Here is a 22,508-nt window from a genome sequence, read left to right as displayed (position 1 = left end):
GCACTTGGTAAATTTAGTTTTCGGTAAGTTAGGAATAGACGTGAGTGATGAAAAAGTATCTCAGGTTTATAGTGAAGTCAGTGAGTACGGGACAATTGCTGCATAAAACTGTCTGCAGTATTGTGTCTTTATAATCAGATCTCTTTTTGAGCTTTAAGTTACTGAACATAATGAGCTTATATGTTTAGATGGGAATTTTGGAGGGGATGGGCACTAAACCCCTATCAACAAGGACTGAAGTTTGAGAAAGCTTCGCTTAATAGCAATTTTAATATCACTAGTTATCCTAAGCCCTCTTGCTATAGATATTTTCTTACCAGCTCTTCCAACTATGGTTACAGCTTTAGAAGTTTCGAATACGCATATGCAATGGACTATAAGCATTTTTATTTTTAGCTTAGGTATTGATCAGTTAATAATTGAACCAATTTCAGATCAGTATGGAAGACGGCCAGTTGTTTTATTCGGTATTTTACTTTATGGAATCAGTTGGGAGCAGTAGTGCGTTATAGAACAATAAGACGGAACGCTCGCTCAATTGTCGATTCTCACCACCTTATGGGTAAAACTTATTATCTTATGGGTACAGTGACAGTAAAATTTATAATCTTATGGGTACAGTGACAAAAAAAAGCCCTGATTTAAAAATCAGGGCTTTTAAATAGGTAGCTCCCCAAGATACCGCTGCCGGTGTAAGCCCTTGAACCGTAGGTTCAAGGCGGGTAAAGCCATACTTCCTAAGGCTTCTCGGTACAAGCCGAGCATGCTCAATGTCAGTAAAACCTTCACCCTAAGGTTGTAAGCATCGGCACAGGGACATTACTAGCTGGCTAATACCCCAGGGAGCGTAACGCTGTTGTGTTAATCACAATTGCAATTAACTAAAGTTCTTTAAATTAGTACTTTGCTTGCCCTACACTGCGCTCTACAAGCGCTTGTTCTAACGTTGATTGTAACAAAAGAATGCGTTCATCCATTTGTGACATATACGCTTTGTTTTTCTGTTGTTCACTATAGAGCTCGTGACCAATATTTAATGCTGCCATTATCACAATTTCTTCACGACTCAGGCTTGATGTTCGACCTTTTAGTTCAGCTAATTGTGTTTCAAGCTTATCAGCAATATCTCTTAATGCTGCTTCTTGGTCTGGCGGACAAGCTATTGAGTAGGTCCGCCCCAATAATGTGATATCAATGGCTTTGTTACTCATGTCTATCCAACATCCTTTATGTTGAGCTTAAGTCGGACTATATAAGTCCCGTATAAAAAGTGCAACAGACTCTTCAAAATATCTAACCCAATTTAATTTAGTTGCTGCGTCTTTAACTATGTTAGCTAATTTTTCATCGTTGCGCCTCAATTTGTAATCAGCTTGATTCGCACAAGTTTTCTCACAATGTGCTATCTGTTAGTATTAGCAGCAATATTTCTTTATGGAACAAATCTATGGTTACTCCACCGTCTTTACTGACTGACAAGCTCATAGCAGCATTAAAAGCCGCTGAAATTTCTTTGCATCCGTCTGAAGTCCATGGCGCTGTTGTTGGTTTAATTTGTGGAGGTTTAGGAGAGAAAGCTAATCTTTGGTTACCAGCCTTAACCGATATCATTAGTGAGGGACGAGCATTTCCTGAGTCACTATTAACCATTGTGGCCGATCTTCATAAAGATGCACATGATCGTTTAGCTGAGTTTGAATTTGGCTTCACGCTGTTGCTTCCAGAAGAAGAAGAGTCTCTCACCTCTCGTGTTGAAGCCTTATCTTTATGGGTTCAAAGCTTCTTGACCTCAATAGCTATTGCTCAACCTAAGATCAATAAAAGCTCTGAAGACGTAAAAGAGGTCGTTAAAGATCTTTCTGAAATATCACAAATTGAGTTAGATATCTCTGAAGATGACGAGTCTGAAGACGCTTACATTGCACTTGTTGATTACGTTCAAGATGCTGTTGCCATTTGCTTCGCTGAATTTATGCGTGATGGTCAAGAAGATGATAGTGAAGACAAGCCGGAAGTGCTTCATTAATTTACGTTTCTATTTATGTAGTTGATTCAAATCATGTCATTATCTTGATGAATCAATCACACTACTTCGAAAAAATTGCTCGGAAGGTTCATGGTCGAAAACACATCAACACAAGGTTCAACTCATCACTTTGATGTCGTCATTGTTGGTGGGGCAATGGTTGGCTCAGTATTAGCGCTTGGCCTTGCACTTAAAGCTAAAAGACTGAATAAGCCGCTTAATATTGCACTTATTGAAGCCTATGAACCAACTGCTAAGCATCCAGGTTTTGATGCCAGAGCCATTGCTCTGTCGCATGGTACAATCGAAGCATTTAAAAATCTCAACATTTGGGATGATATCAAACACCTTGGCACCGATATCTCTCGTATTCATATCTCTGACCGTGGTCACTTCGGAATGACTCAACTAGATGCTCGAGATTTTAATCTTGATGCGATGGGTGCCGTTGTAGAATTAAGCCCTGTGGGTTTTAAGTTACATCAAAAATTACAAAGCTCAGATGTCACCATGTTTTGCCCTGCAAAAGTGACCGAAGTTACCGCTGAAATTGATAGTCAAACATTAACGCTTGATAACGGTGAAAAGCTCAATGCAAAATTAGTGGTTGCGGCTGACGGTGCTAATTCAATCATTAGACAAAGCCTGAATTTATCTCAAGAGTTCGTTGATTTTGAACAAACCGCAATAATTGCCAATATTGAACTTGAGCAGAAGCATCAACACAGAGCTTGGGAACGATTCACTGATACAGGCCCGTTAGCATTATTGCCCATGTCTGAGTTAAACGGACGTGATCGCTTATCCCTCGTCTGGGCATTAACACCTGATAAAGCTAAAAAATATCTGCAATTATCTGATGACGCTTTTATTGAAAAGCTACAACAAGCATTTGGTTATCGAGCGGGTAAATTAATTGCGTCGGGTAAGCGTTTTAGCTATCCCTTAATCATGACCTGCATGCCAAGACCGATTCATCATCGCACAATTTTTGTCGGTAATGCGGCCCAGACCTTACATCCAATTGCTGGGCAAGGTTTCAACTTAGGGCTCAGAGATATAATGACTGTTATCGATGTTGTTGAAAATGGACTCAAGTCCGAACAGGATTTAGGAAGCACTCAAATTACGCATACTTACCTAAAACAAAGGCAAGAAGATAGGGGTAACACCTTAAGCAGAGTTGAATTTTTGGTGAGGGGATTTTCTAATCATCACTGGCCTTTGGTTTGTGGTCGAAGTCTAGGTCTACGGTTACTCTCATACCTACCTTTTCTTAAAGCCCCTGTTGGTAAAAAAGCCATGGGTTACACCACTCAATCTCATTTTTAGCGAATAGCTATCTAATACGTAACGGATTAACAATGTTCAATACTCAAAATTTCGAAGTAGCAATTATTGGTGGTGGCATGGTTGGGCTTGCAACGGCCATTGGTCTTGCACAAGAAGGCATTAAAACCGTTGTGATTGATGCAAGTGAAACTCAAGCGGTTACTGGTGAAACTCGTTTACGTGTTAGTGCCGTCAACAAAGCCAGTACTAACTTACTTAAAAACCTCGGTGCGTGGGAACATATTAATGAGTCTCGAGCTGGTCACTACGATACCATGCACGTATGGACAAAAGACGGTTTAGGTTCAATCGACTTTAATGCGAAAGAGCAAAATGAGTCAATTCTTGGCAATATTATCGAAAATGACAATATCAGTCATGCGCTTGCAATACGTGCAAGCGAGTTAGCCGAATTAACACATATTCAAAATCAAAGAGTAGGCAATATTGCTTTCGGCGACAAAGAAACGTGGATATCGTTAAATTCAGGCGAAAACTTAACAGCTTCAGTGGTTATAGCTGCAGATGGCGCAAATTCTTGGGTACGTGAACAATGCAAAATTCCGCTGACATTTTGGGATTACGATCATCACGCTATCGTAGCGAACATTCGTACCGAAGTAGCACACAACAATTGTGCAAGACAGGTTTTCCTAGCCGATGGCCCTTTAGCCTTTTTGCCACTCAATGAACCTGACTTGTGCTCAATTGTTTGGTCAGTTCCACCAGAAAAAGCAAAAGCATTACAATCTATGGAAACTGAAGCGTTTAACAAAGCGCTCACTGCTGCATTTGATGGCAAGCTTGGGCTATGCGAACTCGAAAGTGCAAATCCAGCCTTCCCATTAAGAATGCGTTATGCACGACAGTTTGCTCAGCACCGACTTATTTTAGCTGGAGATGCTGCTCACACAATTCACCCTTTGGCAGGCCAAGGTGTGAATCTAGGCTTTTTGGATGCAGCAAGCATCATTGAAACTCTGAGTGAATTAAAACAAGATAATCAGGATTTAGGGGAGTATCGAAATCTTCGCCCTCTAGAGCGCTGGCGTAAAGCTGAGGCCGCAGAAATGATTGCCTCAATGGAAGGATTGAAACGTTTATTTGAAGGCAGCAACCCAATTAAAAAAGCGATACGAGATTTAGGGCTAAACCTCGTAAACCATATATCGCCATTAAAAAGCATTTTTGCCAAACATGCATTAGGGCAAAAGCTAAAGACCCCTAAGCTATGTAAGTAGCTTAGGGGTCTTTAATATTTACAAAGCCTGCCTCAACTGTGCAGGTATGCAATCCCCAAGCAGAGTCAACATCCTCTCATTTCTTTCTTGAATAGCTCTTGTTTGTAATTGTAACCTTGTCCACATATAAGCATCTGCTTCAGGCTTGAACTTAGTCCTCATAATCTCATCTAACGGTAAGCTAGGTAAGGTTCGTTTAAACTGAGTTTTATCACTTATTTCTTCTGCACTACCTTTACGAATAGTATCTATTGTCTCACAGAAAGGTTTAAGTGCTTGCAAATTTGCTAAACGTTCTTTATTTTTAGCCACTCGTGAATCTAGTAGCTCCTTTTCACTTTTATCTACTTGGCTACTGTGTTTCATTTTCTCTTGCCTTTCACTCAACTTCTTTAGCTCACTAGAGCAACTTTCTTTAATTCGCTTCACATAATCATTTAAAGAAATAGGAGACTCAGATCTCGAAGTTTTGATTAATCTATTTTTAAGGGTTAAGCCAAAGGTAGTTACTAAATAAGTAAGCATTCTTTGATCCGCCCTATCTAATGCAAATTTAACTGCATCATTGAGTGTTCCCTCTCCGAGCATTTCTGCTTTTCTAGGAACAATATTTAGAATTGTTTTTAAATTCTCAAACTGTCCAGCCATAACCAATGACTGCACTACACACATCCCATTTGCTTTAGCGTGATCGACTACTAAATTTGGGTTAACAGGATAAGTATCAAGGAGTAACTTGAATAAAGGCCTGTGACCTCCCATTCCAGCAAGAGAAATTAAATTTGCAGCTTTTACATCATTAAAATGTTTACCTTTGAAGTCTGTTACTTCTTCTAAGTGATGGAATACTCCTTGAGCGTTACAGAAACAGCTCATTTCGATTGGAGTCAGCCCACAAGGGAGAGATTTGTCAAGATCAATATCTGCTTGGATCAAACGCTTAACAGCATTGCAGTTTCCTTCAGTTATAGCTCTTTCTAGAAGAACACCTTTAATAGCTTCACTTTGATTCCTTAAAATATCTAGAGGTATACCTTCGAAGTTATCAACATCACACTCTTCAAACACCCTACGATCTAATGATGACTTTTCTTGCAATCTTGTGAATATTGCCGCAACAACATCAAGCTCTCTCGGATTAAGCAATAACCCTTTTATCACAGTTAAGTTCTCTTGTTTCTCAGCTTTATTAATAAACTCAATTAAAGTCTTAACATTGCCAGCATTTTGACTTAGGTAATGACACAGCAAGTCATAGAATATTTGCCCTAAATCTTTTATCGTTTTCTGGTCTCGTCTTCCGTCAAATCGACCAATTACTGTACTCGCGGTAAATAAGTCTGCTACGTTCAAACTATGCTCCATTGCTAATTGGCATAAGTCTGCTCGATGTGTTTGGGTTAAAGAGTGCCAGCATGGATCAAAGTGAGCAGGTAACAATGTCGTTCCTCTTTCACTGCCTTCATGCCTTGCGAACAACTGATCACCACATTGCTTAATAGGTGTATCTGATTTGGAAAAAGGTTTATAACTATTAACAAAGCACAAATGAAGTGGAAGAGGTCCTGAGGCTTCACCATGACAATGCCACATTGGATTTGCTCCAGCTTCAATTAACATTTCTAGCAATGCAAAGTCTTTAAGGTCAACAGCATAAAATAATAACTCATTGCGGTTCCATTGAGACAGCTCTTGTAACTTTTCAACTTCACGCGGAATAGGATGCGGAATCCATACTCCAATGTCTGAAGGTGCTGCAACCGCTCCTGAGAATTTTTTTAATGTTCCAACAACACCTTTTGGTAACCCCTCTTCGACAGCCTCAAGAGTCTGTTTATAAGCTGTACGCCATGTAACATCGCCTTTTGACAAAGCAACACATGCTAATTTTTCTTTTGCCAAAACACTTGGAGAAGGCGTATCACTGCTATTGCTGACATTATAAAATTTAAAAAGATGTTCTTTTGAAAAACGATCGTTCAATAACCTAACAACTTCAGCCTGACCAAACTGCGCTGCAGTATGATAAGCTGTCATGCCTTTCTTATTTGTTGCTACGTGATTAATGTTTACTTGACCTAACAGTATTATTAGAACACCTATATGCCCTTTCTGTGCAGCCAAATGTAGGGGAGTATTTTGCTCATCAGACGTTAAACCTATAGAAGATATAGCGTTTGGATTTACCGCTTGGCTTTTTAATAACTCATTCAATAAATCAGCGTGACCATAAAATGAGAATACAGATAAGATAGTTTCTGGACAGTTTTGAGGTTCAGATAGATCAACTTTAGATCTAAGAGTATTCACAACTTGGGGGTCACCAATTCGACAAGCTATATGGTAGAATGTGTAGCCCGTTCCTGGTGCAAAAGTATTAACGTCTGTATCAGCGTTTATCAAAGATTTCAGTAAATTGACATTACTACTCACGACGGAAAAATGAACAAGTTTCGATTTAAAATCAGCACTAAAGCCGTTCAAGTCTTCTTGACCTATAGTTGCAATTAGTTCTTTAGGTACTTTACCTAATAAATCATTAAGATCTAACTTCGAACTTCTTCTGCAATTAAAAGTTTGAAATTTTTGAAGCCAAGTCATTAACTCTGCTTTAGTACGTATTGAAGACACGACAAGTTCAATATTTTGTATGCTTCCATGAGTTTCTATGAACTCACGCAACGATTCTTTCACTTTTAATTTCTGTTCTTGGATCTGACGTAACATACTCGACTTTACAGCTCTCTGATCCGGAGAAAGTTTCTTATCACTTCCAAACTCATTTAAAACTCTCCTTTCAAATTCCAGAAGGTTGTTCCAAGAGCCCTCTTCTGATATAGCAGCTGAAATCAAATTTCTTTCCCAATCCCATTGGCAAAGACCTTTTAACCCAATTTTTGAAAGGTGACTTAGATTGACAGGCTTTGAATCAATGTCCTGACTTGTAGATATATGTTGCTCTGCTCGATAAGTTAAATGAGCACGAGTTAAAATGGACTGACTGCTTACTCTTCCCCATTGCACTAAAGCTTTACCCCTTCCTTGATAATGCTCTTCACAACTCAAGACCTTAGCACCATACTCAGAATATAAACCTTCAACTGCTTTTTGTTCAAAATTGGTAAAATCAACAGGCTCTTCTTCTGAATAATTCATAGCGCATACTTTCATTGCGTATTCATAAGCCCTAACTGCGTCTTTTAAAACTTTGCATTTTACTTCAAGCTCTGTTGCTTCTTTCTTAAGTTCCTCTTTTTCTGTATCTACACCTCCTGAAGTTGCAGTTGCTTCTGATGCCGGTTGAGCACTAGGTTCAGCATTAGCAGCTTGATCTTGTACAGGCTCTTTAGGTTCTATTTTCTCTTTAATTGTTACTAAAGACTGTTCGAGCCTCTGTATCTCATCTTTAACGTCTTTAATCGTTTTACCTTGAAGATGCTCAACACTTAACTTATTAATGCGTTCATTTAACTCTACTCCCATAACAGGAACTAAATGAGCAGGAGCTATTGCTAATTCAAGATCGGTGTAAAACTCTGCTAATAACTCTTTATTAAGACCTTCTATATCTTCATATTTATTAACTGGTCTTAGACCAATACATGTTTGAGCTTGCTTTTCTAGTTTTTTACTTAAATTATCTATCTCAGCCGCTGATTGTGGGTGTCTTTGTACAAATGCTGCGACAGTTCTTTTTATTTCTCTTTTTTGAGCAGCCTCTTTCAATTGAGAGAGTGTCTCGTGCTCTGGTGTAGCCTCCAAAGATTTAGCAGCTCTACATATACAAATACTATTAAATACCGCTGAGTGCGCTAAAGCAGGATGAAGAATTGCAAGTTGACGCAATGCTTTTAATTTCACACTTGGTTCAATCTTTGGATCTTTAAGAAGAGTAGTTAGCTCTCCTAACAGTTCAAATGGACTACCATATGGAAATCTTGACTGGCTGGATTTACTACCAACTTCATATAAGTAATCACCAAAGAGTTTTCTTTCAGATACGCTTGTATCTTGGCTTGATGTATCTTTGCTAGATTCGCTATGATAACTCGACACCAAAGTGAGGCTTTCATCTTCTTGTTTTTCTAAAGCTTCTACAATTCGATCGTGCTCTTCGTGAGACAGTATGTTCTCCTCAACGTCATTGACTGTCACAGTCGCAATTAAGCACTCTTGAAGTGCCTCTTTTGCAGCGTCAACTAATTCGTTAACCTCTTTAACTGAATCATCGAGACTTTCAAAATCATCTAGTCCTACAGAGCAGACCTGTTGAGAAGAAATTAGGACATGTTTACTGAGTCGTTTTGTACTGCCCATTGCGCTAGTTGCCACGCTAATACTATCAGCACTATCAGGAGTTAAGCTTCCTTTAACGAATGAAGATTTCATTCTAGAATGATCATGTGAAGGAGCTTGGCTATAACCCAGCGAACTCCTATTTCTATTTCCAGTATTCAACGGCTCTGAATCAAAGTCGTCAGTTGGAGCTTGATATTGACTTCGAGGCGTTAATTGAGGTGATTGACTTGAAACCTTTCCAGAACTCATAAGTATACCAACCCGTTCATTTACAAAAATTTACTAAATTATATGGTTTAGCTTACAAAATAAGCATCTTAATTATTGTTAATCTAACAATTAAGAACACTGAGTTATAAATCAGAGCTGGTGCTTCTAAAGCGGCATGGTAGGTGTAAAAATAGGAAAAAAATGATTCAACCAAAATGAAATTTACTTAACACCGTAGCTTAAAGGAGAGTTAATAACTGTTAATAATACAATATAAATACTTTTAAAGCGCAGTAGACAAGGGAGGTAAATGAACATTCTTTAAGGCCTTACCTCCTTTAAACCCAAATCATCATTTCAAAGTAAAATAATATAGTTACTGACGTGCCTTAACATTCAGTATCCGCCTGTATTATTGATAAAAATAGAGCCAACGTTAACAACAAAGGACGTTTCTATTTTACGATTTTGATTTATTTAAAGCGTCGAGTGTGATCTCGTGACAATTACTAGTATCCAAAGCTGCCATTTCATCGTTTAGGGCATTAAAACTCTTTGTATTTCATTAATGCTTTAGAGATTTATTCTTTAATTTACTTACGTAAATAGTGGTTAATTCTACAAATTGAACAAAACTTTTGTATACAATTTGTGTCTTCGAGGTATAATTCTGCAACTTTTTGTCTTACTCATTTCTAGGAATTGGGTTAAGACTCCCTACAAAAATAACCCTCAAAGGGATAACGATGGCAAATAAAACAGTACTTTTTGATAAGCATCTTGAATCAAACGCTAAAATGGTTGATTTTTACGGCTGGGATATGCCGCTTAATTATGGTTCTCAAATTGAAGAACATCATGCTGTAAGACAAGATGCTGGTATGTTTGATGTTTCACATATGACTGTTGTAGACATTACGGGAACTGGAGCTAAATCATTCCTGAGAATCTTACTTGCCAACGATATTGCAAAATTAACTGTAACGGGTAAAGCACTCTACGGCGGTATGTTAAATCATGACGCTGGTGTAATTGACGATTTAATAACTTACTACCTAACAGAGACGCACTACCGTCTTGTGGTTAACTCAGCTACTCGTGAAAAAGATTTAGCTTGGATTAACGAACAAGCGAAAGCTTTCGACGTTGAAATTACCGAGCAGCCTGAACTTGCAATGATTGCGGTTCAAGGACCAAACGCAAAGGCAAAAACAGCAAAAGTATTGAGTGACACCCAGAATGCAGCTGTTGAAGGTATGAAGCCTTTCTTTGGCGTTCAAGCTGATTCATTGTTCATTGCAACCACGGGTTACACAGGTGAGTCTGGCTATGAAATCACCGTACCTCAAGCGGAAGCAGAAACGTTGTGGCAGGCGTTACTGAATACAGGCGTTCGCCCTTGTGGTTTAGGTGCACGTGACACCCTTCGTTTGGAAGCTGGCATGAACTTATATGGTCAAGATATGGACGAAACGGTTAACCCAATTGCTGCAAACATGGGGTGGACTATTGCATGGGAACCAGAAGATCGTAATTTCATTGGTCGTGAGGCACTCACTAATATTAAAGCAAATGGTACTGAAAAGATGATTGGCCTAGTGATGGAGCAAAAAGGTGTACTTCGTCACGGCATGAATGTTTTCTTCACTGACAGCGAAGGTACAGAGCACCAAGGTATTATTACTAGTGGTACCTTTTCTCCTACATTAGGTTATAGCATCGCTATGGCACGTGTACCAAAAGGCATCGCTGAAGTCGCTGAAGTTGAAATGCGTAAAAAGCGCGTTGAAGTAAAAGTTGTCAAGCCTTGTTTCGTTCGTAATGGCAAACAAGCATTTTAAAAGATTATAAATAAATATAACTAAGAATATTGTAGAATATGTGCGCCTCAATTTATCAACACAACCTGAGGCGTTACACTCAACAAGGAATCATAAAAAATGAGCACTTTACCTACTGAATTAAAATACGCAAAATCTCATGAGTGGGCACGCAAAGAAGCGGATGGAAGCTACACTGTTGGTATTTCTGAGCACGCACAAGAGCTTTTAGGCGACATGGTGTTTGTTGAACTTCCTGAAGTTGGTGATGCTGTTTCTCAAGGCGAAGATTGTGCAGTAGCTGAATCAGTAAAAGCAGCGTCTGACATTTACGCACCAGTTTCTGGCGAAGTAATAGCAATCAATGAAGAACTAGAAGATTCTCCTGAATTGGTAAACGAATCTGCATTTGGCGAAGGCTGGTTATTCCGCGTTAAGCCTTCTGACGAAGCTGAACTAGCTAACTTACTTGATGCTGACAGTTACCAAGCTGTCATCGACGAAGAGTAAAAATCGTTTTTGTAAATAAAGCCCCATTTTTGGGGCTTTATTCGTAATAATTACCCTAATAAAAAATAGAGTTCTCCATGACCAAGCAAACTCTTACCCAACTTGAGCAACACGAGCTATTTTTAACTCGTCACATCGGGCCTGACGCACAACAGCAACAAGGTATGTTGAACTATGTTGGCGCTGAATCGTTAGATGATTTAATGAATCAAATCGTCCCTGAGTCTATCCGTATTAACCGTGATCTTAATATTGGTCGTGCGAACGGAGAAGCTGAAGGTTTAGATTACATCCGCAATGTAGCAAACAAAAACCAAGTTTTTAAAAGCTATATAGGCATGGGCTACTATCCAACGATTGTACCTAATGTCGTTTTACGTAACGTATTAGAAAATCCTGGTTGGTATACGGCTTACACACCATACCAGCCAGAGATTGCTCAAGGCCGTCTTGAAGCGATTCTAAACTTCCAGCAAGTATCAATGGACTTAACAGGTCTTGATTTAGCTTCTGCCTCACTGCTCGATGAGGCTACAGCAGCAGCTGAAGCGATGGCATTAGCTAAACGTGTTTCCAAAGCTAAAAAAGCGAACATCTTTTTCGTTGCTGATGACCTATTCCCACAAACATTAGACGTGGTGAAAACACGTGCTGAGTGTTTCGGATTTGACGTCATCGTTGGTCCGGCAGCTGATGCTGTGAATCATGAACTGTTTGGTGCGCTATTCCAATACACCAACAAAGAAGGTCAGATACACGACTACACTGAACTGTTTGCTGAACTAAAACAGAAAAAAGCCGTTATCTCTGTTGCCGCTGACATCATGTCATTGGTACTACTGAAGTCGCCAGGTTCTATGGGCGCTGACGTCGTATTTGGTAGCGCACAACGCTTCGGTGTACCAATGGGCTACGGTGGCCCTCACGCTGCATTCTTTGTAACTCGTGATGCTTACAAACGCTCTATGCCTGGTCGTATCATTGGTCTATCACAAGATACTCGTGGTAACCGTGCGTTACGTATGGCAATGCAAACGCGTGAGCAGCATATCCGTCGCGAAAAAGCCAACTCGAACATTTGTACTGCACAAGTGTTACTCGCAAACATGGCTTCTTTCTATGCCGTTTTTCACGGCCCACAAGGATTGAAGACCATTGCAAGCCGTATCAATCGTTTCACTGATATTTTGGCACTTGGTCTTTCTTCGAAAGGCGTTGCTGCTCAAAACAGTGCATGGTTTGACACGCTAACTTTTGAAAGCAATGAGCTAGCATTCATCAAAACACGTGCATTGAACTCTGAAATCAACTTACGTATTGATAGTGACGCTCGTTTTGGTGTGAGTTTAGATGAAACCACCACACGTGAAGATATTACTCAGCTGTTTGATGTCATTCTTGGTGAAGATCACGGTCTTGATGTTGCCGCATTAGACGAACAAGTCATGAATGCTAAGGAAGCTTCAATTCCACCTAGCTTGCAACGTGACGATGCCATTTTAACGCACCCAACATTTAACCGTTACCAAAGCGAAACGGAAATGATGCGTTATATCAAGCGCCTTGAAAACAAAGATTTAGCATTGAACCACTCAATGATATCTCTTGGTTCATGCACAATGAAGCTGAATGCTGTTGCAGAAATGCTACCAATAAGCTGGCCAGAATTTGCTAACATGCACCCATTCTGCCCACTTGAGCAAGCACAAGGTTATACGCAATTAATTGGTGAGCTTTCTGACTGGTTGGTAGAAATCACAGGTTATGACGCCGTTTGTATGCAGCCGAACTCAGGTGCTCAAGGTGAATATGCTGGCTTGCTAGCGATTCAGAAATACCATGAGTCTCGCGGTGAAGCGCATCGAAATGTGTGCCTGATCCCACAGTCAGCTCACGGTACAAACCCTGCATCAGCTCAACTTGCTGGTATGAAAGTCGTAGTAACGGCATGTGACAATGAAGGTAACATCGACCTTGATGACTTACGTGCAAAAGCTAAAGAAGTTGCAGAAAATCTTTCTTGCATCATGATCACTTACCCATCAACACATGGCGTGTATGAAGAAGCGGTTCGTGAAATTTGCGACATCATCCACCAGCATGGCGGCCAAGTTTATCTTGATGGCGCAAACATGAATGCGCAAGTGGGCATTACTTCACCGGGCTTTATTGGTGCTGACGTATCTCATTTGAACTTGCATAAGACTTTTGCAATTCCACATGGTGGCGGTGGCCCAGGTATGGGACCAATCGGCATTAAATCTCACCTTGCTCCATTTGTTGCTGGCCACAAGTTAATCAAACCAGGTTCGGAGAGTGATAATAATGGTGCTGTTTCTGCTGCGCCATTCGGTAGTGCAGGTATTTTGCCAATTTCTTACATGTACATTCGGCTATTGGGCAGTAAAGGCCTTAAGGCATCTACGCAAACAGCTATCCTGAATGCGAACTATGTGACTAAGAAGCTATCTGAGCATTATCCAGTGTTATTTACTGGTCGTAACGATCGTGTTGCTCATGAGTGTATTTTAGATTTACGTCCGCTGAAAGAAGCATCTGGCGTAACTGAAATGGATATTGCTAAACGTCTTAATGACTATGGTTTCCACGCACCAACGATGAGTTTCCCTGTTGCTGGCACTTTGATGATCGAGCCTACAGAATCAGAGTCTCAGGTTGAGTTAGATCGTTTCATTGAAGCGATGATCAATATCCGTCAAGAAATCACTCAAGTTGAAGCAGGTGAATGGCCGGTTGATAATAACCCGTTAAGCAATGCTCCTCATACTTTGGCTGATATCATTGATCCAGAATTTGATGCACGTCCATATAATCGTGAACTTGCTGCTTTCCCTACTTCTGCGGTTAAAGCGAATAAGTTCTGGCCAACGGTAAACCGTATTGATGATGTTTTTGGCGACAGAAATTTATTCTGTGCATGTGTGCCAATTGAAGATTATCAATAAGCAACGACTCAGTTGAATATATGCAATTAAGTTGGTTAACGATTTAATTTAGTTGATTATCTTAATTAAGTTAGCCAATAAAAAAGCTGTAAAAATAAAAGCAGATCTACAAAGATCTGCTTTTATTTATCAAATCTCTCTGAGAGAAATATAAATCTTATGTTGTTGTCTCCTGAGTTCGAAAAGTTATCTTTTAGAAAGCTTCGGTCAAGATATTTTCGCAAAATCTAATATTATCAACTCATGAATAACTTACAGTTCAGTATATGTATCCCTAAGCCATTTTAGATACCGCTCAGGTTTAGCAGCTTAAAAACATAATTGCTTAAGTGATATTACACAGATAATCATAGACTTACATTAAGTGATTATAAGGTTGTTCAAATATTACAGACTACTTCTGCTAACTCGGAAATGCCTCAAATCTTTACAAATCTATAAACTCTAATTTAGAAAGTTACCGTCACACTCGCGAAGGCGGGTGTCCAGCGCCTTGCCCCATGGATGTGAAGCATCACTTTTAACGTTCAAACAGCAAAACTTCTGCGAAGTTTACAAAGTCGTGGAGTTGCACTCCACACCGCCAAAAGGGGAAGCCTCCAGCTGTTTCCCCTTTTGAATCCCCAGAGCCGCCCAAACGAAGCCTAAGCATTTCAGATATGATTGAATAAATGACTAACAGCTCTGATGGTACATCCATGTACCCCAGAGCTTGGCTCGACGTCCTGTCTCGCCCACGTCATTTTATATTCAATAATATCTTCAACAGCTTCGACGGGAAAAGTTGTAGCCCGCTAGGTCATTTGAATTTTTCTGGCAAGGTTTTGCCCCAAAATCATTTAGAGTAATAAATGTATAAATTCACCGCAAACCACAATTTAAGTTAGATTTACTAATGCGAATATCGTTCTTTTAGTGAGCTGAGTGACATCCGCTCAATGTTAATGTGCCTAATTTATCGCAACACTACACTCAATGACAACCATACAGAATATATGAGGTTGTCATGATTGATGTGAAAAAAGGAAAACCAACGGGGGTTAAAAAGCTATTCAAACTTGAAGAAATTTGGCGTATCCGTTCAGGTTTAGAGCTTGAAAATAATGTAATGCACTTAGCATTGTTTAATCTTGCCATTGATTGCAAGCTCAGTAAGCGTGTGCCGAAGTACATCTAGCTTTTATTAAGGTCTACATTCCAAGGCAACAGTGGTTCAAGATCTTGTGGTGATTTTGCCAATTGCTCTAAGCAGTGGTTGATGTAATCAAATGGCACAAGTCCATTAGCTTTTGCCGTTTCTATTATGCTGTAAAGCATTGCGCTGGTTTCAGCACCATTATGATTAACATTAAACAGCCAGTTTTTGCGGCCAATGACGAAGGGTTTTACTGCTCGCTCTGCCAAGCTTGCCCTTCTTTGATACTTGCAGTGCTGACTTATCTAGCCAGGCTTTAAACTCTGCCAGTATTGGCTTAGCTTTCAGCTGCCTTAGTTGCTGCTTTTCATTTGCTGGCAACGCAGCTATCGATTTTTCTATTCCATACAGTTTTTGGATGTAGCTCAAGGCAATATTCACTTTTCCAGATTTAGCTTTACCTTGTGCAGTTTGCGCATCAACAAATTTTCTTCTCGCATGCGCCCAACAGCCAACATGCTTAGCATTAACTTGTTGGTAAGCTGAATAACCATCTGTTTGCAGATAGCCAGTAAAGCTTTGTAAATAGCGACTGGCACAGCTGCCTGAGCGACTACCATTTTGATAATCAAACAGCACGATGTTTCTTAATAATGGGTCGCCATCATTTTTTGATTCAACAGGCGTATCTATACCTGAGCAGTACACCCAAATATACGATTTATAACGGTCATCATTGATGACTTTTAATGTGGTTTCATCCGCTTGTAACACGGGTTGCGATAATAATATTTCATGCAGCCGTTTATACAGCGGTTTGAACAAAGCACCGCATTTCATCAACCAGTCCGACATAGTTCGACGACTGATTTCGATACCATGTTGTTTGAACATGGTTTCTTGTCGATACAGTGGCAGTGCATATTGATATTTACTAGTGATGATTTGGCTGAGTAAACTTGGGGTCGCATACCCTTTAGGGATTGGGCTGCTTGGTACTGGCGCTTGCTTTATATTGCTTTGCGTGCCTTGTTTTTCGCAGTGCTGGCAGCTGTACTTCAAACGGACATGTTCAATAACTCTGACGATTGCTGGGATAAACTCAAGCTTTTCGCTGATATCTTGCCCCATTTGCGTCAGTTGATAACCACAGCACTCACACTGCTTTTCATCTTCATCGATATCATGAATTTTTTGCTTACGAGGCAAGTCTTTCGGCAGCGGCTGACGCTTAGGTTGTCTTTTTTTACCAGAGTTTGTTGATGGATCAGTTTCACTGTCATCTGAGTTATCTTCATCTGGTTTATCAGCTAATGCTTCTGCCTCATTGAACAACTCGCCTTGATCAGGGTGAGTTTCACTGCTGCGTCCAAACTGCTTTTTCTGAGCCAGTCGAAATTGCTCTAACAGACATTGGTAAGATTCGAGCAGCTTGGCAATTTTACCGTCTTTAGCTTCAAGTTCAGTATCTTTAGCTTCAAGCAACGCCTGTTGCTCCAGCAATAATTGCTGAAGTAAAGCGATGTCAGTAGGTAACGTTTGAACTCGTGTTTTCATGTCACCATTTTATCAAATACGTCGATAAAATAGGCGCTATCACTGATCTGATTTATGGAATTATCATTCACTCAGGCGATCAATCAACTGTAACATTCAATATGAACAGCTTGGTGTCCAAGCACATCAAAGCCAGACAGTAACCATTGCAGTTGTTGCTCTGACAACACCAGTTGCTCAGACTCGATTTTTTGCGGCCATTTAAACTTGTCTCGCTCAAGGCGTTTGTACCAAAGTGCAAACCCTGTGTTATCCCAGTACAAAATTTTGAGCTTGTCTCGGCCCTTATTGCAAAACACAAATACACTGCCATCGGTGGAAGGAAGTTCCATTTGTTGCTCAACGATGATGCTCAGACCGTTTATCGACTTACGAAAGTCTATGAAATCACGGTGGAGGTACACTTTGGGCGGCGCTTGAAACATGATCATGATTGCAACCCTCGAATGACAGCGATGATGATTTTAGGTGAGATAGAAGCAGGAAAAATGACATCACCAACCTTGGTTTCGAGTTTGATAACTGACGATTGAACTACAATGGGTTTAGCAGGTTCAGCAGTCACAACGGCTTGAGCAAAACTAGACGACTGCTTGAGCTTTGCTTTGTGAGTATAAAAACAACTGATGGCCAATTTGTGTTTACGGCAAAAAGCCGTGACGGTTAATTCACTTTCGCCTTGCTGCTTTATCAGCGCTTGCCATTGCTCTGGTGTTCTTCGATTTGTCATGCCACATCTCAATGATTGAAAAGTGGCAAAGATTTTAAGGGGATGCTTTTACTCTGAGAAGACGCAGTTTACCGCACGCTTACGTCTGTCTGACATCAGTTGGTTTATGCGAGCGTTAAATGAGCCTATTGCTCGTATGGCTAACAAAGAAGATAGTTGTAAAGGTCGATTTTGGGAAGGTCGCTTTAAGTCTCAAGCCTTATTAGACGATGCCGCGTTATTGGCTTGTATGGCTTATGTGGATTAAAACTCCGTTCGAGTAAACATGGCCACCACACCAGAGCAGTCGGATTTCATCAGCATTCAACGCCCTATTAAAGCTGCATTGAGGGGTGAGCAGCCTAAAGAGTTGGATAATGAGCGGCTCAATCTGACGACCGAAAATTGGCTTCGGCTGTGCAACGAGTTTGGCAAACTGTTCAAGGGTGCTGCTGGAAATCTTCAATATCTAACCTCTTACTGCGAATCAATGGAGCGTTCTCGACGGCAAGGTGCGGCCAATGCACAGCGCTGGTTCGGGGATAAGGCAACTTGGTGTTTGCCTTAGATATTCTAATGCAAACAATTATCTAACTTTTGTGTTTTGAAACTCATTTATGTCCAGAAATGAGCTTCAAACTTTAATATCCAGCAACAGTACTTACTGGCGAAGAGAGTGCCAAGCAGATTTACTTGCAAGCACTAGCTCTCAACACCAATCAATTTCAAGGTAATTAGTTTAGCTAAACAACTTAATTACACACCCTCATCAATTACTGTAATTAAGTTTGTTGCAAACGATTAAAGCGAACCAGTTTGGTTCGCTTTTTTATTTTGATAACACTGTGATCCTACGTCAATGCCATAACCACATAAAAAACAAACACTGCATTGAATATCGCTTCGAAAGGAATACTGTGCATCGCCCCCTCTTCGTCGCGTTCCCCCATTTCTGATGAAGCAAAACGATTAATATCAGGATGCTTTCTTTCTAGTTCTTCTCTTATTCAAACCAAGGTTTTCTCTTAATTGCTTGGGTGTCACTGAAACATCGGTCATTTTTTGAAGCGCTAACTTTTCAACTAAGGTTAAAGCCAAATTCCTTGCGTCATTCAACGGTAAACTATCTTCTTTCAGAGCTTCAGCTAAGAACTCAACAGTTTCGAGTGCCGTCGGTAAAACGTTTCGCTTTTCTTCTCTCTTTCTTGACGAAAGCCAGTGAACCCTTACACCTACTGCTTGCTCTAATAATAATAACTGCTCTTGGGACAGCGAATAATCAAGCTCAAGATCCAACTTATTGATGTCAGCTAACACTTTAATGGCAACTGAGATTGAATGATTTTTGATTGTCGCAACATTATAAGCAAAAGCGCCTTGCCTTCCATTTCGAGCTATCTCATCCCCTTCTCTAGGAATACCGACTGCATATAAGTCTTTGGTAATTTGGTTATCGTTATTGATGAACTCACCAAACTCCGACACTTCAATTCCGCGATTTGTTTGCTTATGTGGGGTTGCATATCCTTGAACGTCAATGAGATTACGCCAAAGCGGTTGCTCGATATGTTGATAATTGATTTCACGATTTAAGTTTGAAATTACAGCGCCAAAACAAACCGTCTGTTGTTTATTTAGGCTTTTATTTAAATAGGTGATTTCAATATTTTCGTTGCCTTTAGGTTTTGTTGTAAGGATTTCAGCTTCTATTAATTCAATATTGTGTTTTTCAAGTGGCTCTACAAAATTGGTCGCCAACGGCATAGCAGCAACTCTCATCGTTGCAATCACTGAATTATATTTATTCAATAAATACTCTGTGTCCTTTGCGGGTACTTTATTCACTAGTTCTGCAAAATAGGCTTCCCAAGCTTTAGTGATTCTTTCAGGAATAATGCTTACTTGAATATTAGGCGCTTGTTGTCTTATCGTATTGTTTAGGTACTGCCACTCTTTAATGATGTCTTTAACGAGTTGTTCTCTTCCTTGATATGGTTCATCAATAAAGGGAGGTTTCCTAACGTCAATGACTTGATGAAGATGATTTTCAGGGTATTTAAGTGGCGTTAACCCTGTTCGAGAGAACAGCGTGATTTTGCCTTTGTGCCCCAAGTCTTCTCGTAATGAAATTATTGAATCATACGCAGATAAGCTTGAGCCAATGATGGCTACCTCAGCATTTTGAGGAATTTGCTTAATTGCATCAAACCCTTCTGGCATGTACTGTCGACGAATAAATCTAGGGTGACCTTCGATTTCTTTCGTGAAAGGAAAGTGTGATAACAAATTACCTGTACCCACGATCGCCCGCTTCGTAAACACTTTATTTGGCGTATTCCCATCAAGCTGGCTGGAATTCAGCTCGACTTCAAAGTGCTCTTCTTTTCTCTCTATTTTAGTCACTTCTGCACTGTACATCGATACACTACAGCCACTTATCGATTCAGATAACGCATGCTGGAAGCGATCTTTTATATAATCAGCATATATTCTTCTGGGTGCTGGACCACTGACATGAAAAATCATATTTTTCCATTTCTGTGGCCAATGACTTCTATCGGCTTCTTTGTTCGTCCAAATAAGGAAGTCTTCAACGTCTTCTCTAAAGATTGACATTCTTCCTGCTTGAATATTAAAGATGTGAGTCCAGCTGTTACCTTTAGCGGCATAGGCTAACCCACCGTATCGAAGTGATAGGTCTTTTTCTACGATTGCAATTGATAGAGGTTTGTTAGTGAATTGCAGTAATCGGATTGCCGTTGCCATTGAAGCGACACCTGCACCAACAAAAAGTACATCAAACTGTGGTATTGTCATCCTGACTTACACCCATAAATCCTTTTATGGGTTTAGTATAGCTAACTGATTGTTAAAATAAAAATTCTATTCTAGAAACTGACCAAGCAATTCATTTACAAACATTTGCCCCTTTGGCGTTAACGTCCAATGATCTTGATCTTCAACTATGAGTGCTTTTGATATTCCTTTTTTCATCCCCTCTGCTAAGACGGTATGAGATAACCCTGTTCGCTCTTCAAATTCAATCTTAGGGATCGGTGAGATTAATCTAAATCGATTCATTAAGTACTCTACGGCGAGCTCATCAGGTTCAATTTCAGTGGTATCTGAAGTGAAGTTTTCAGCCGCTAAATAACCTTTAGGATGCTTAATTTTTACTGTGCGCAGCAATCTATTTTCAGCTGTCATGGTAATTTTTCCATGAGCACCACAGCCAATACCTAAGTAATCACCAAACTGCCAATAATTCAAATTATGTCTACATTGAAAACCCGGTTGCGCATAAGCTGAAATTTCATATTGCTCATAACCTAACTCAGCGAGCTTCTTCTGCCCTTGCTCGTATATTTTCCACAATGCGTCATCATTAGGTAACTGTGGTGGTTTCGAATGAAATAACGTATTTTGCTCGATAGTGAGCTGATACCAAGATAAATGTGGAGGACGTAAGCTTGCAGCTTTCTCGATATCGAACATCGCTTCATCAAAACTTTGATTGGGCAAGCCGTGCATCAAATCTAAGTTAAAGCTGTGGTAATCAGCCTCACGAGCATTTCTAGCAGCAAATTCTGCTTCATCATCATTATGGATTCGGCCAAGCAAGTTTAATTTTTGCTTTGAGAAACTTTGAATACCAATAGAAAGACGGTTAACCCCAGCTTGTTGATATGCTTTAAAACTATCATGCTCCAATGTGCCTGGGTTCGCCTCCATTGTGATTTCTATGTCTGATTCAAACGGAATAAGTGATTCAACACCATTCAGCAGTGATTTTATTGCGCCACCAGAAAACAACGACGGTGTACCGCCACCAATAAAGATGCTGTAGAGTTTCCTGTTTTGAACGTACTTTAAATCTTGTTGTAAGTCTTTTAAAAGCGCTTCAACATAATCTGCTTCAGGTAAGGGCCCTTTTTGTCCATGAGAATTAAAATCACAATAGGGACACTTTTCAACACACCATGGAATGTGAATATATAAACTTAAAGGTGGTAGCTTTAGCATAAGTTACTTAATGATCCTTTGCTCTTTAAGTGAGCTGACAAGTTTCACTAAAGCCTTACCGCGGTGGCTAACTGCATTCTTTTCATCAGCTGTCATTTCTGCTGCTGTATCATTCATCCCTAAAGGAATAAATAACGGATCGTATCCATGTCCATGCTCACCCTGCTTTTGGGTCGCAATTTCCCCTTCCCAAGAAGCTTGGGCAATTATTGGAGTCGGATCTTTAGCGTGTCGCATGTAAACCAATACACACTGAAATCGAGCGGTTCTATTTACTGTGTTCGCAAGCGCTTCTATCAGCTTTTTATTATTTGACTCAGCAGTTGCGCCTTCTCCAGAGTACCTTGCAGAATAAATACCAGGCTGACCATCGAGAAAGTCGACTTCGATACCGGAATCATCTGAAATGGTTGGATGTCCAGTAATCTCTGCAGCATGTCTTGCTTTAATGATGGCGTTTTCAACAAATGTGGTTCCCGTCTCTGGCACATCTGGAACGTTGAATTCACTTTGAGGTAAAACTTCAATTCCAAACTCTGAAAACAGCTGACTAAACTCAGCCAGTTTACCTTTGTTTCCACTTGCAAGCACAATTTTAGACATAGAAAACAACTCCCAATATTTGATGGCTGCAATCATACTGGTGCGAGTTCGAAAGTCAAAACGAAAAAGGCTCCATA

At 40.1% G+C, this 22,508-nt stretch carries 14 protein-coding genes, 1 other RNA gene and 3 pseudogenes; 9 read left to right on the top strand and 9 right to left on the bottom strand.

The genetic code is table 11. From position 1 onward, the window contains the following. Window positions 1-241 precede the first annotated feature (241 nt). A complete protein-coding gene (locus JQC92_RS08995; protein WP_204999334.1) occupies window positions 242-502 on the top strand; it encodes an MFS transporter in 261 nt (86 codons plus the stop codon). A 164-nt stretch (window positions 503-666) separates the two neighbouring features. Here the strand turns inward: JQC92_RS08995 and ssrS are convergent. Beyond that, window positions 667-848: non-coding RNA, 6S RNA (ssrS, locus tag JQC92_RS08990), on the bottom strand. 48 nt (window positions 849-896) lie between these two features. Further along, window positions 897-1,211, bottom strand: a complete 315-nt coding sequence (gene zapA / locus JQC92_RS08985) for a cell division protein ZapA (RefSeq protein ID WP_204999333.1) — start codon at window positions 1,209-1,211, stop codon at window positions 897-899. A 236-nt stretch (window positions 1,212-1,447) separates the two neighbouring features. Here zapA and JQC92_RS08980 point away from each other — a divergent pair, with 236 nt between their 5' ends. The 3 genes from JQC92_RS08980 to JQC92_RS08970 all read left to right on the top strand — a co-directional run bounded on the left by JQC92_RS08980 (window position 1,448) and on the right by JQC92_RS08970 (window position 4,599). Next, window positions 1,448-2,026, top strand: a complete 579-nt coding sequence (locus JQC92_RS08980) for a UPF0149 family protein (RefSeq protein WP_204999332.1) — start codon at window positions 1,448-1,450, stop codon at window positions 2,024-2,026. A 90-nt stretch (window positions 2,027-2,116) separates the two neighbouring features. Further along, window positions 2,117-3,358, top strand: a complete 1,242-nt coding sequence (gene ubiH / locus JQC92_RS08975; RefSeq protein WP_204999331.1) for a 2-octaprenyl-6-methoxyphenyl hydroxylase — start codon at window positions 2,117-2,119, stop codon at window positions 3,356-3,358. A gap of 32 nt (window positions 3,359-3,390) precedes the next feature. Continuing rightward, entirely contained in the window at window positions 3,391-4,599 is a 1,209-nt protein-coding gene (locus JQC92_RS08970; protein ID WP_204999330.1) for an FAD-dependent oxidoreductase, read from the top strand. 18 nt (window positions 4,600-4,617) lie between these two features. Here the strand turns inward: JQC92_RS08970 and JQC92_RS08965 are convergent, their stop codons facing one another. After that, window positions 4,618-9,147: an ankyrin repeat domain-containing protein gene (locus JQC92_RS08965; protein WP_204999329.1), complete on the bottom strand. Its 4,530-nt coding sequence runs from the start codon at window positions 9,145-9,147 to the stop codon at window positions 4,618-4,620. Between the two features lie 707 nt (window positions 9,148-9,854). On the opposite strand from JQC92_RS08965, the gene gcvT reads away from it, so the two are divergent. The 4 genes and pseudogenes from gcvT to JQC92_RS08945 all read left to right on the top strand — a co-directional run. Next, window positions 9,855-10,949 carry a glycine cleavage system aminomethyltransferase GcvT gene (gene gcvT / locus JQC92_RS08960; RefSeq protein ID WP_204999328.1) on the top strand — a complete coding sequence of 365 codons (1,095 nt, stop codon included), beginning with the start codon at window positions 9,855-9,857 and terminating at the stop codon, window positions 10,947-10,949. Window positions 10,950-11,048: 99 nt separating this feature from the next. Beyond that, entirely contained in the window at window positions 11,049-11,438 is a 390-nt protein-coding gene (gene gcvH, locus JQC92_RS08955; protein WP_204999327.1) for a glycine cleavage system protein GcvH, read from the top strand. Between the two features lie 77 nt (window positions 11,439-11,515). Continuing rightward, a complete protein-coding gene (gcvP, locus tag JQC92_RS08950) occupies window positions 11,516-14,404 on the top strand; it encodes an aminomethyl-transferring glycine dehydrogenase (RefSeq protein ID WP_204999326.1) in 2,889 nt (962 codons plus the stop codon). A gap of 1,006 nt (window positions 14,405-15,410) precedes the next feature. After that, window positions 15,411-15,554, top strand: a pseudogene (locus JQC92_RS08945) (integrase); the annotation flags it as partial. A 23-nt stretch (window positions 15,555-15,577) separates the two neighbouring features. Here JQC92_RS08945 and tnpC read toward each other — a convergent pair. The 3 genes and pseudogenes from tnpC to tnpA all read right to left on the bottom strand — a co-directional run bounded on the left by tnpC (window position 15,578) and on the right by tnpA (window position 17,826). After that, window positions 15,578-17,096 (bottom strand): annotated as a pseudogene (tnpC, locus tag JQC92_RS08940) (IS66 family transposase). Between the two features lie 83 nt (window positions 17,097-17,179). Further along, the gene (tnpB, locus tag JQC92_RS08935) at window positions 17,180-17,527 is read right to left on the bottom strand and encodes an IS66 family insertion sequence element accessory protein TnpB (RefSeq protein ID WP_204999325.1); all 348 of its coding nucleotides are present in this window, start codon (window positions 17,525-17,527) and stop codon (window positions 17,180-17,182) included. After that, window positions 17,524-17,826, bottom strand: coding sequence for an IS66 family insertion sequence element accessory protein TnpA (gene tnpA, locus JQC92_RS08930; protein ID WP_204999324.1), 303 nt, complete (start codon window positions 17,824-17,826; stop codon window positions 17,524-17,526). The genes tnpB and tnpA overlap by 4 nt, the downstream gene beginning before the upstream one ends. 76 nt (window positions 17,827-17,902) lie before the next feature. Between tnpA and JQC92_RS08925 the strand changes: the two are divergent. Beyond that, window positions 17,903-18,373, top strand: a pseudogene (locus JQC92_RS08925) (transposase); the annotation flags it as partial. A gap of 407 nt (window positions 18,374-18,780) precedes the next feature. On the opposite strand, the gene JQC92_RS08920 reads toward JQC92_RS08925, so the two are convergent. The 3 genes from JQC92_RS08920 to rdgB all read right to left on the bottom strand — a co-directional run bounded on the left by JQC92_RS08920 (window position 18,781) and on the right by rdgB (window position 22,431). Next, window positions 18,781-20,622, bottom strand: a complete 1,842-nt coding sequence (locus tag JQC92_RS08920; RefSeq protein ID WP_204999323.1) for an FAD/NAD(P)-binding protein — start codon at window positions 20,620-20,622, stop codon at window positions 18,781-18,783. Between the two features lie 66 nt (window positions 20,623-20,688). Next, window positions 20,689-21,828, bottom strand: a complete 1,140-nt coding sequence (gene hemW / locus JQC92_RS08915) for a radical SAM family heme chaperone HemW (RefSeq protein ID WP_204999322.1) — start codon at window positions 21,826-21,828, stop codon at window positions 20,689-20,691. A gap of 3 nt (window positions 21,829-21,831) precedes the next feature. After that, the gene (gene rdgB / locus JQC92_RS08910) at window positions 21,832-22,431 is read right to left on the bottom strand and encodes an RdgB/HAM1 family non-canonical purine NTP pyrophosphatase (RefSeq protein WP_204999321.1); all 600 of its coding nucleotides are present in this window, start codon (window positions 22,429-22,431) and stop codon (window positions 21,832-21,834) included. Between the last annotated feature and the right edge of the window lie 77 nt (window positions 22,432-22,508).

Source organism: Parashewanella hymeniacidonis (assembly GCF_016900895.1).
Taxonomy (GTDB): Bacteria; Pseudomonadota; Gammaproteobacteria; order Enterobacterales; family Shewanellaceae; genus Parashewanella; species Parashewanella hymeniacidonis.
Note: the sequence above shows the minus strand (reverse complement) of the source record. Positions and strands in the feature narration are given on the sequence as shown.

Excerpts from the sequence above, each read along its gene's own strand:
- gcvH (WP_204999327.1), top strand. The coding sequence starts at position 11,049 with ATGAGCACTTTACCTACTGAATTAAAATACGCAAAATCTCATGAGTGG.
- gcvP (WP_204999326.1), top strand. The coding sequence starts at position 11,516 with ATGACCAAGCAAACTCTTACCCAACTTGAGCAACACGAGCTATTTTTA.
- tnpB (WP_204999325.1), bottom strand. The coding sequence starts at position 17,527 with ATGATCATGTTTCAAGCGCCGCCCAAAGTGTACCTCCACCGTGATTTC.
- JQC92_RS08980 (WP_204999332.1), top strand. The coding sequence starts at position 1,448 with ATGGTTACTCCACCGTCTTTACTGACTGACAAGCTCATAGCAGCATTA.
- gcvT (WP_204999328.1), top strand. The coding sequence starts at position 9,855 with ATGGCAAATAAAACAGTACTTTTTGATAAGCATCTTGAATCAAACGCT.
- tnpA (WP_204999324.1), bottom strand. The coding sequence starts at position 17,826 with ATGACAAATCGAAGAACACCAGAGCAATGGCAAGCGCTGATAAAGCAG.
- ubiH (WP_204999331.1), top strand. The coding sequence starts at position 2,117 with ATGGTCGAAAACACATCAACACAAGGTTCAACTCATCACTTTGATGTC.
- JQC92_RS08965 (WP_204999329.1), bottom strand. The coding sequence starts at position 9,147 with ATGAGTTCTGGAAAGGTTTCAAGTCAATCACCTCAATTAACGCCTCGA.
- rdgB (WP_204999321.1), bottom strand. The coding sequence starts at position 22,431 with ATGTCTAAAATTGTGCTTGCAAGTGGAAACAAAGGTAAACTGGCTGAG.
- hemW (WP_204999322.1), bottom strand. The coding sequence starts at position 21,828 with ATGCTAAAGCTACCACCTTTAAGTTTATATATTCACATTCCATGGTGT.
- JQC92_RS08970 (WP_204999330.1), top strand. The coding sequence starts at position 3,391 with ATGTTCAATACTCAAAATTTCGAAGTAGCAATTATTGGTGGTGGCATG.
- zapA (WP_204999333.1), bottom strand. The coding sequence starts at position 1,211 with ATGAGTAACAAAGCCATTGATATCACATTATTGGGGCGGACCTACTCA.
- JQC92_RS08920 (WP_204999323.1), bottom strand. The coding sequence starts at position 20,622 with ATGACAATACCACAGTTTGATGTACTTTTTGTTGGTGCAGGTGTCGCT.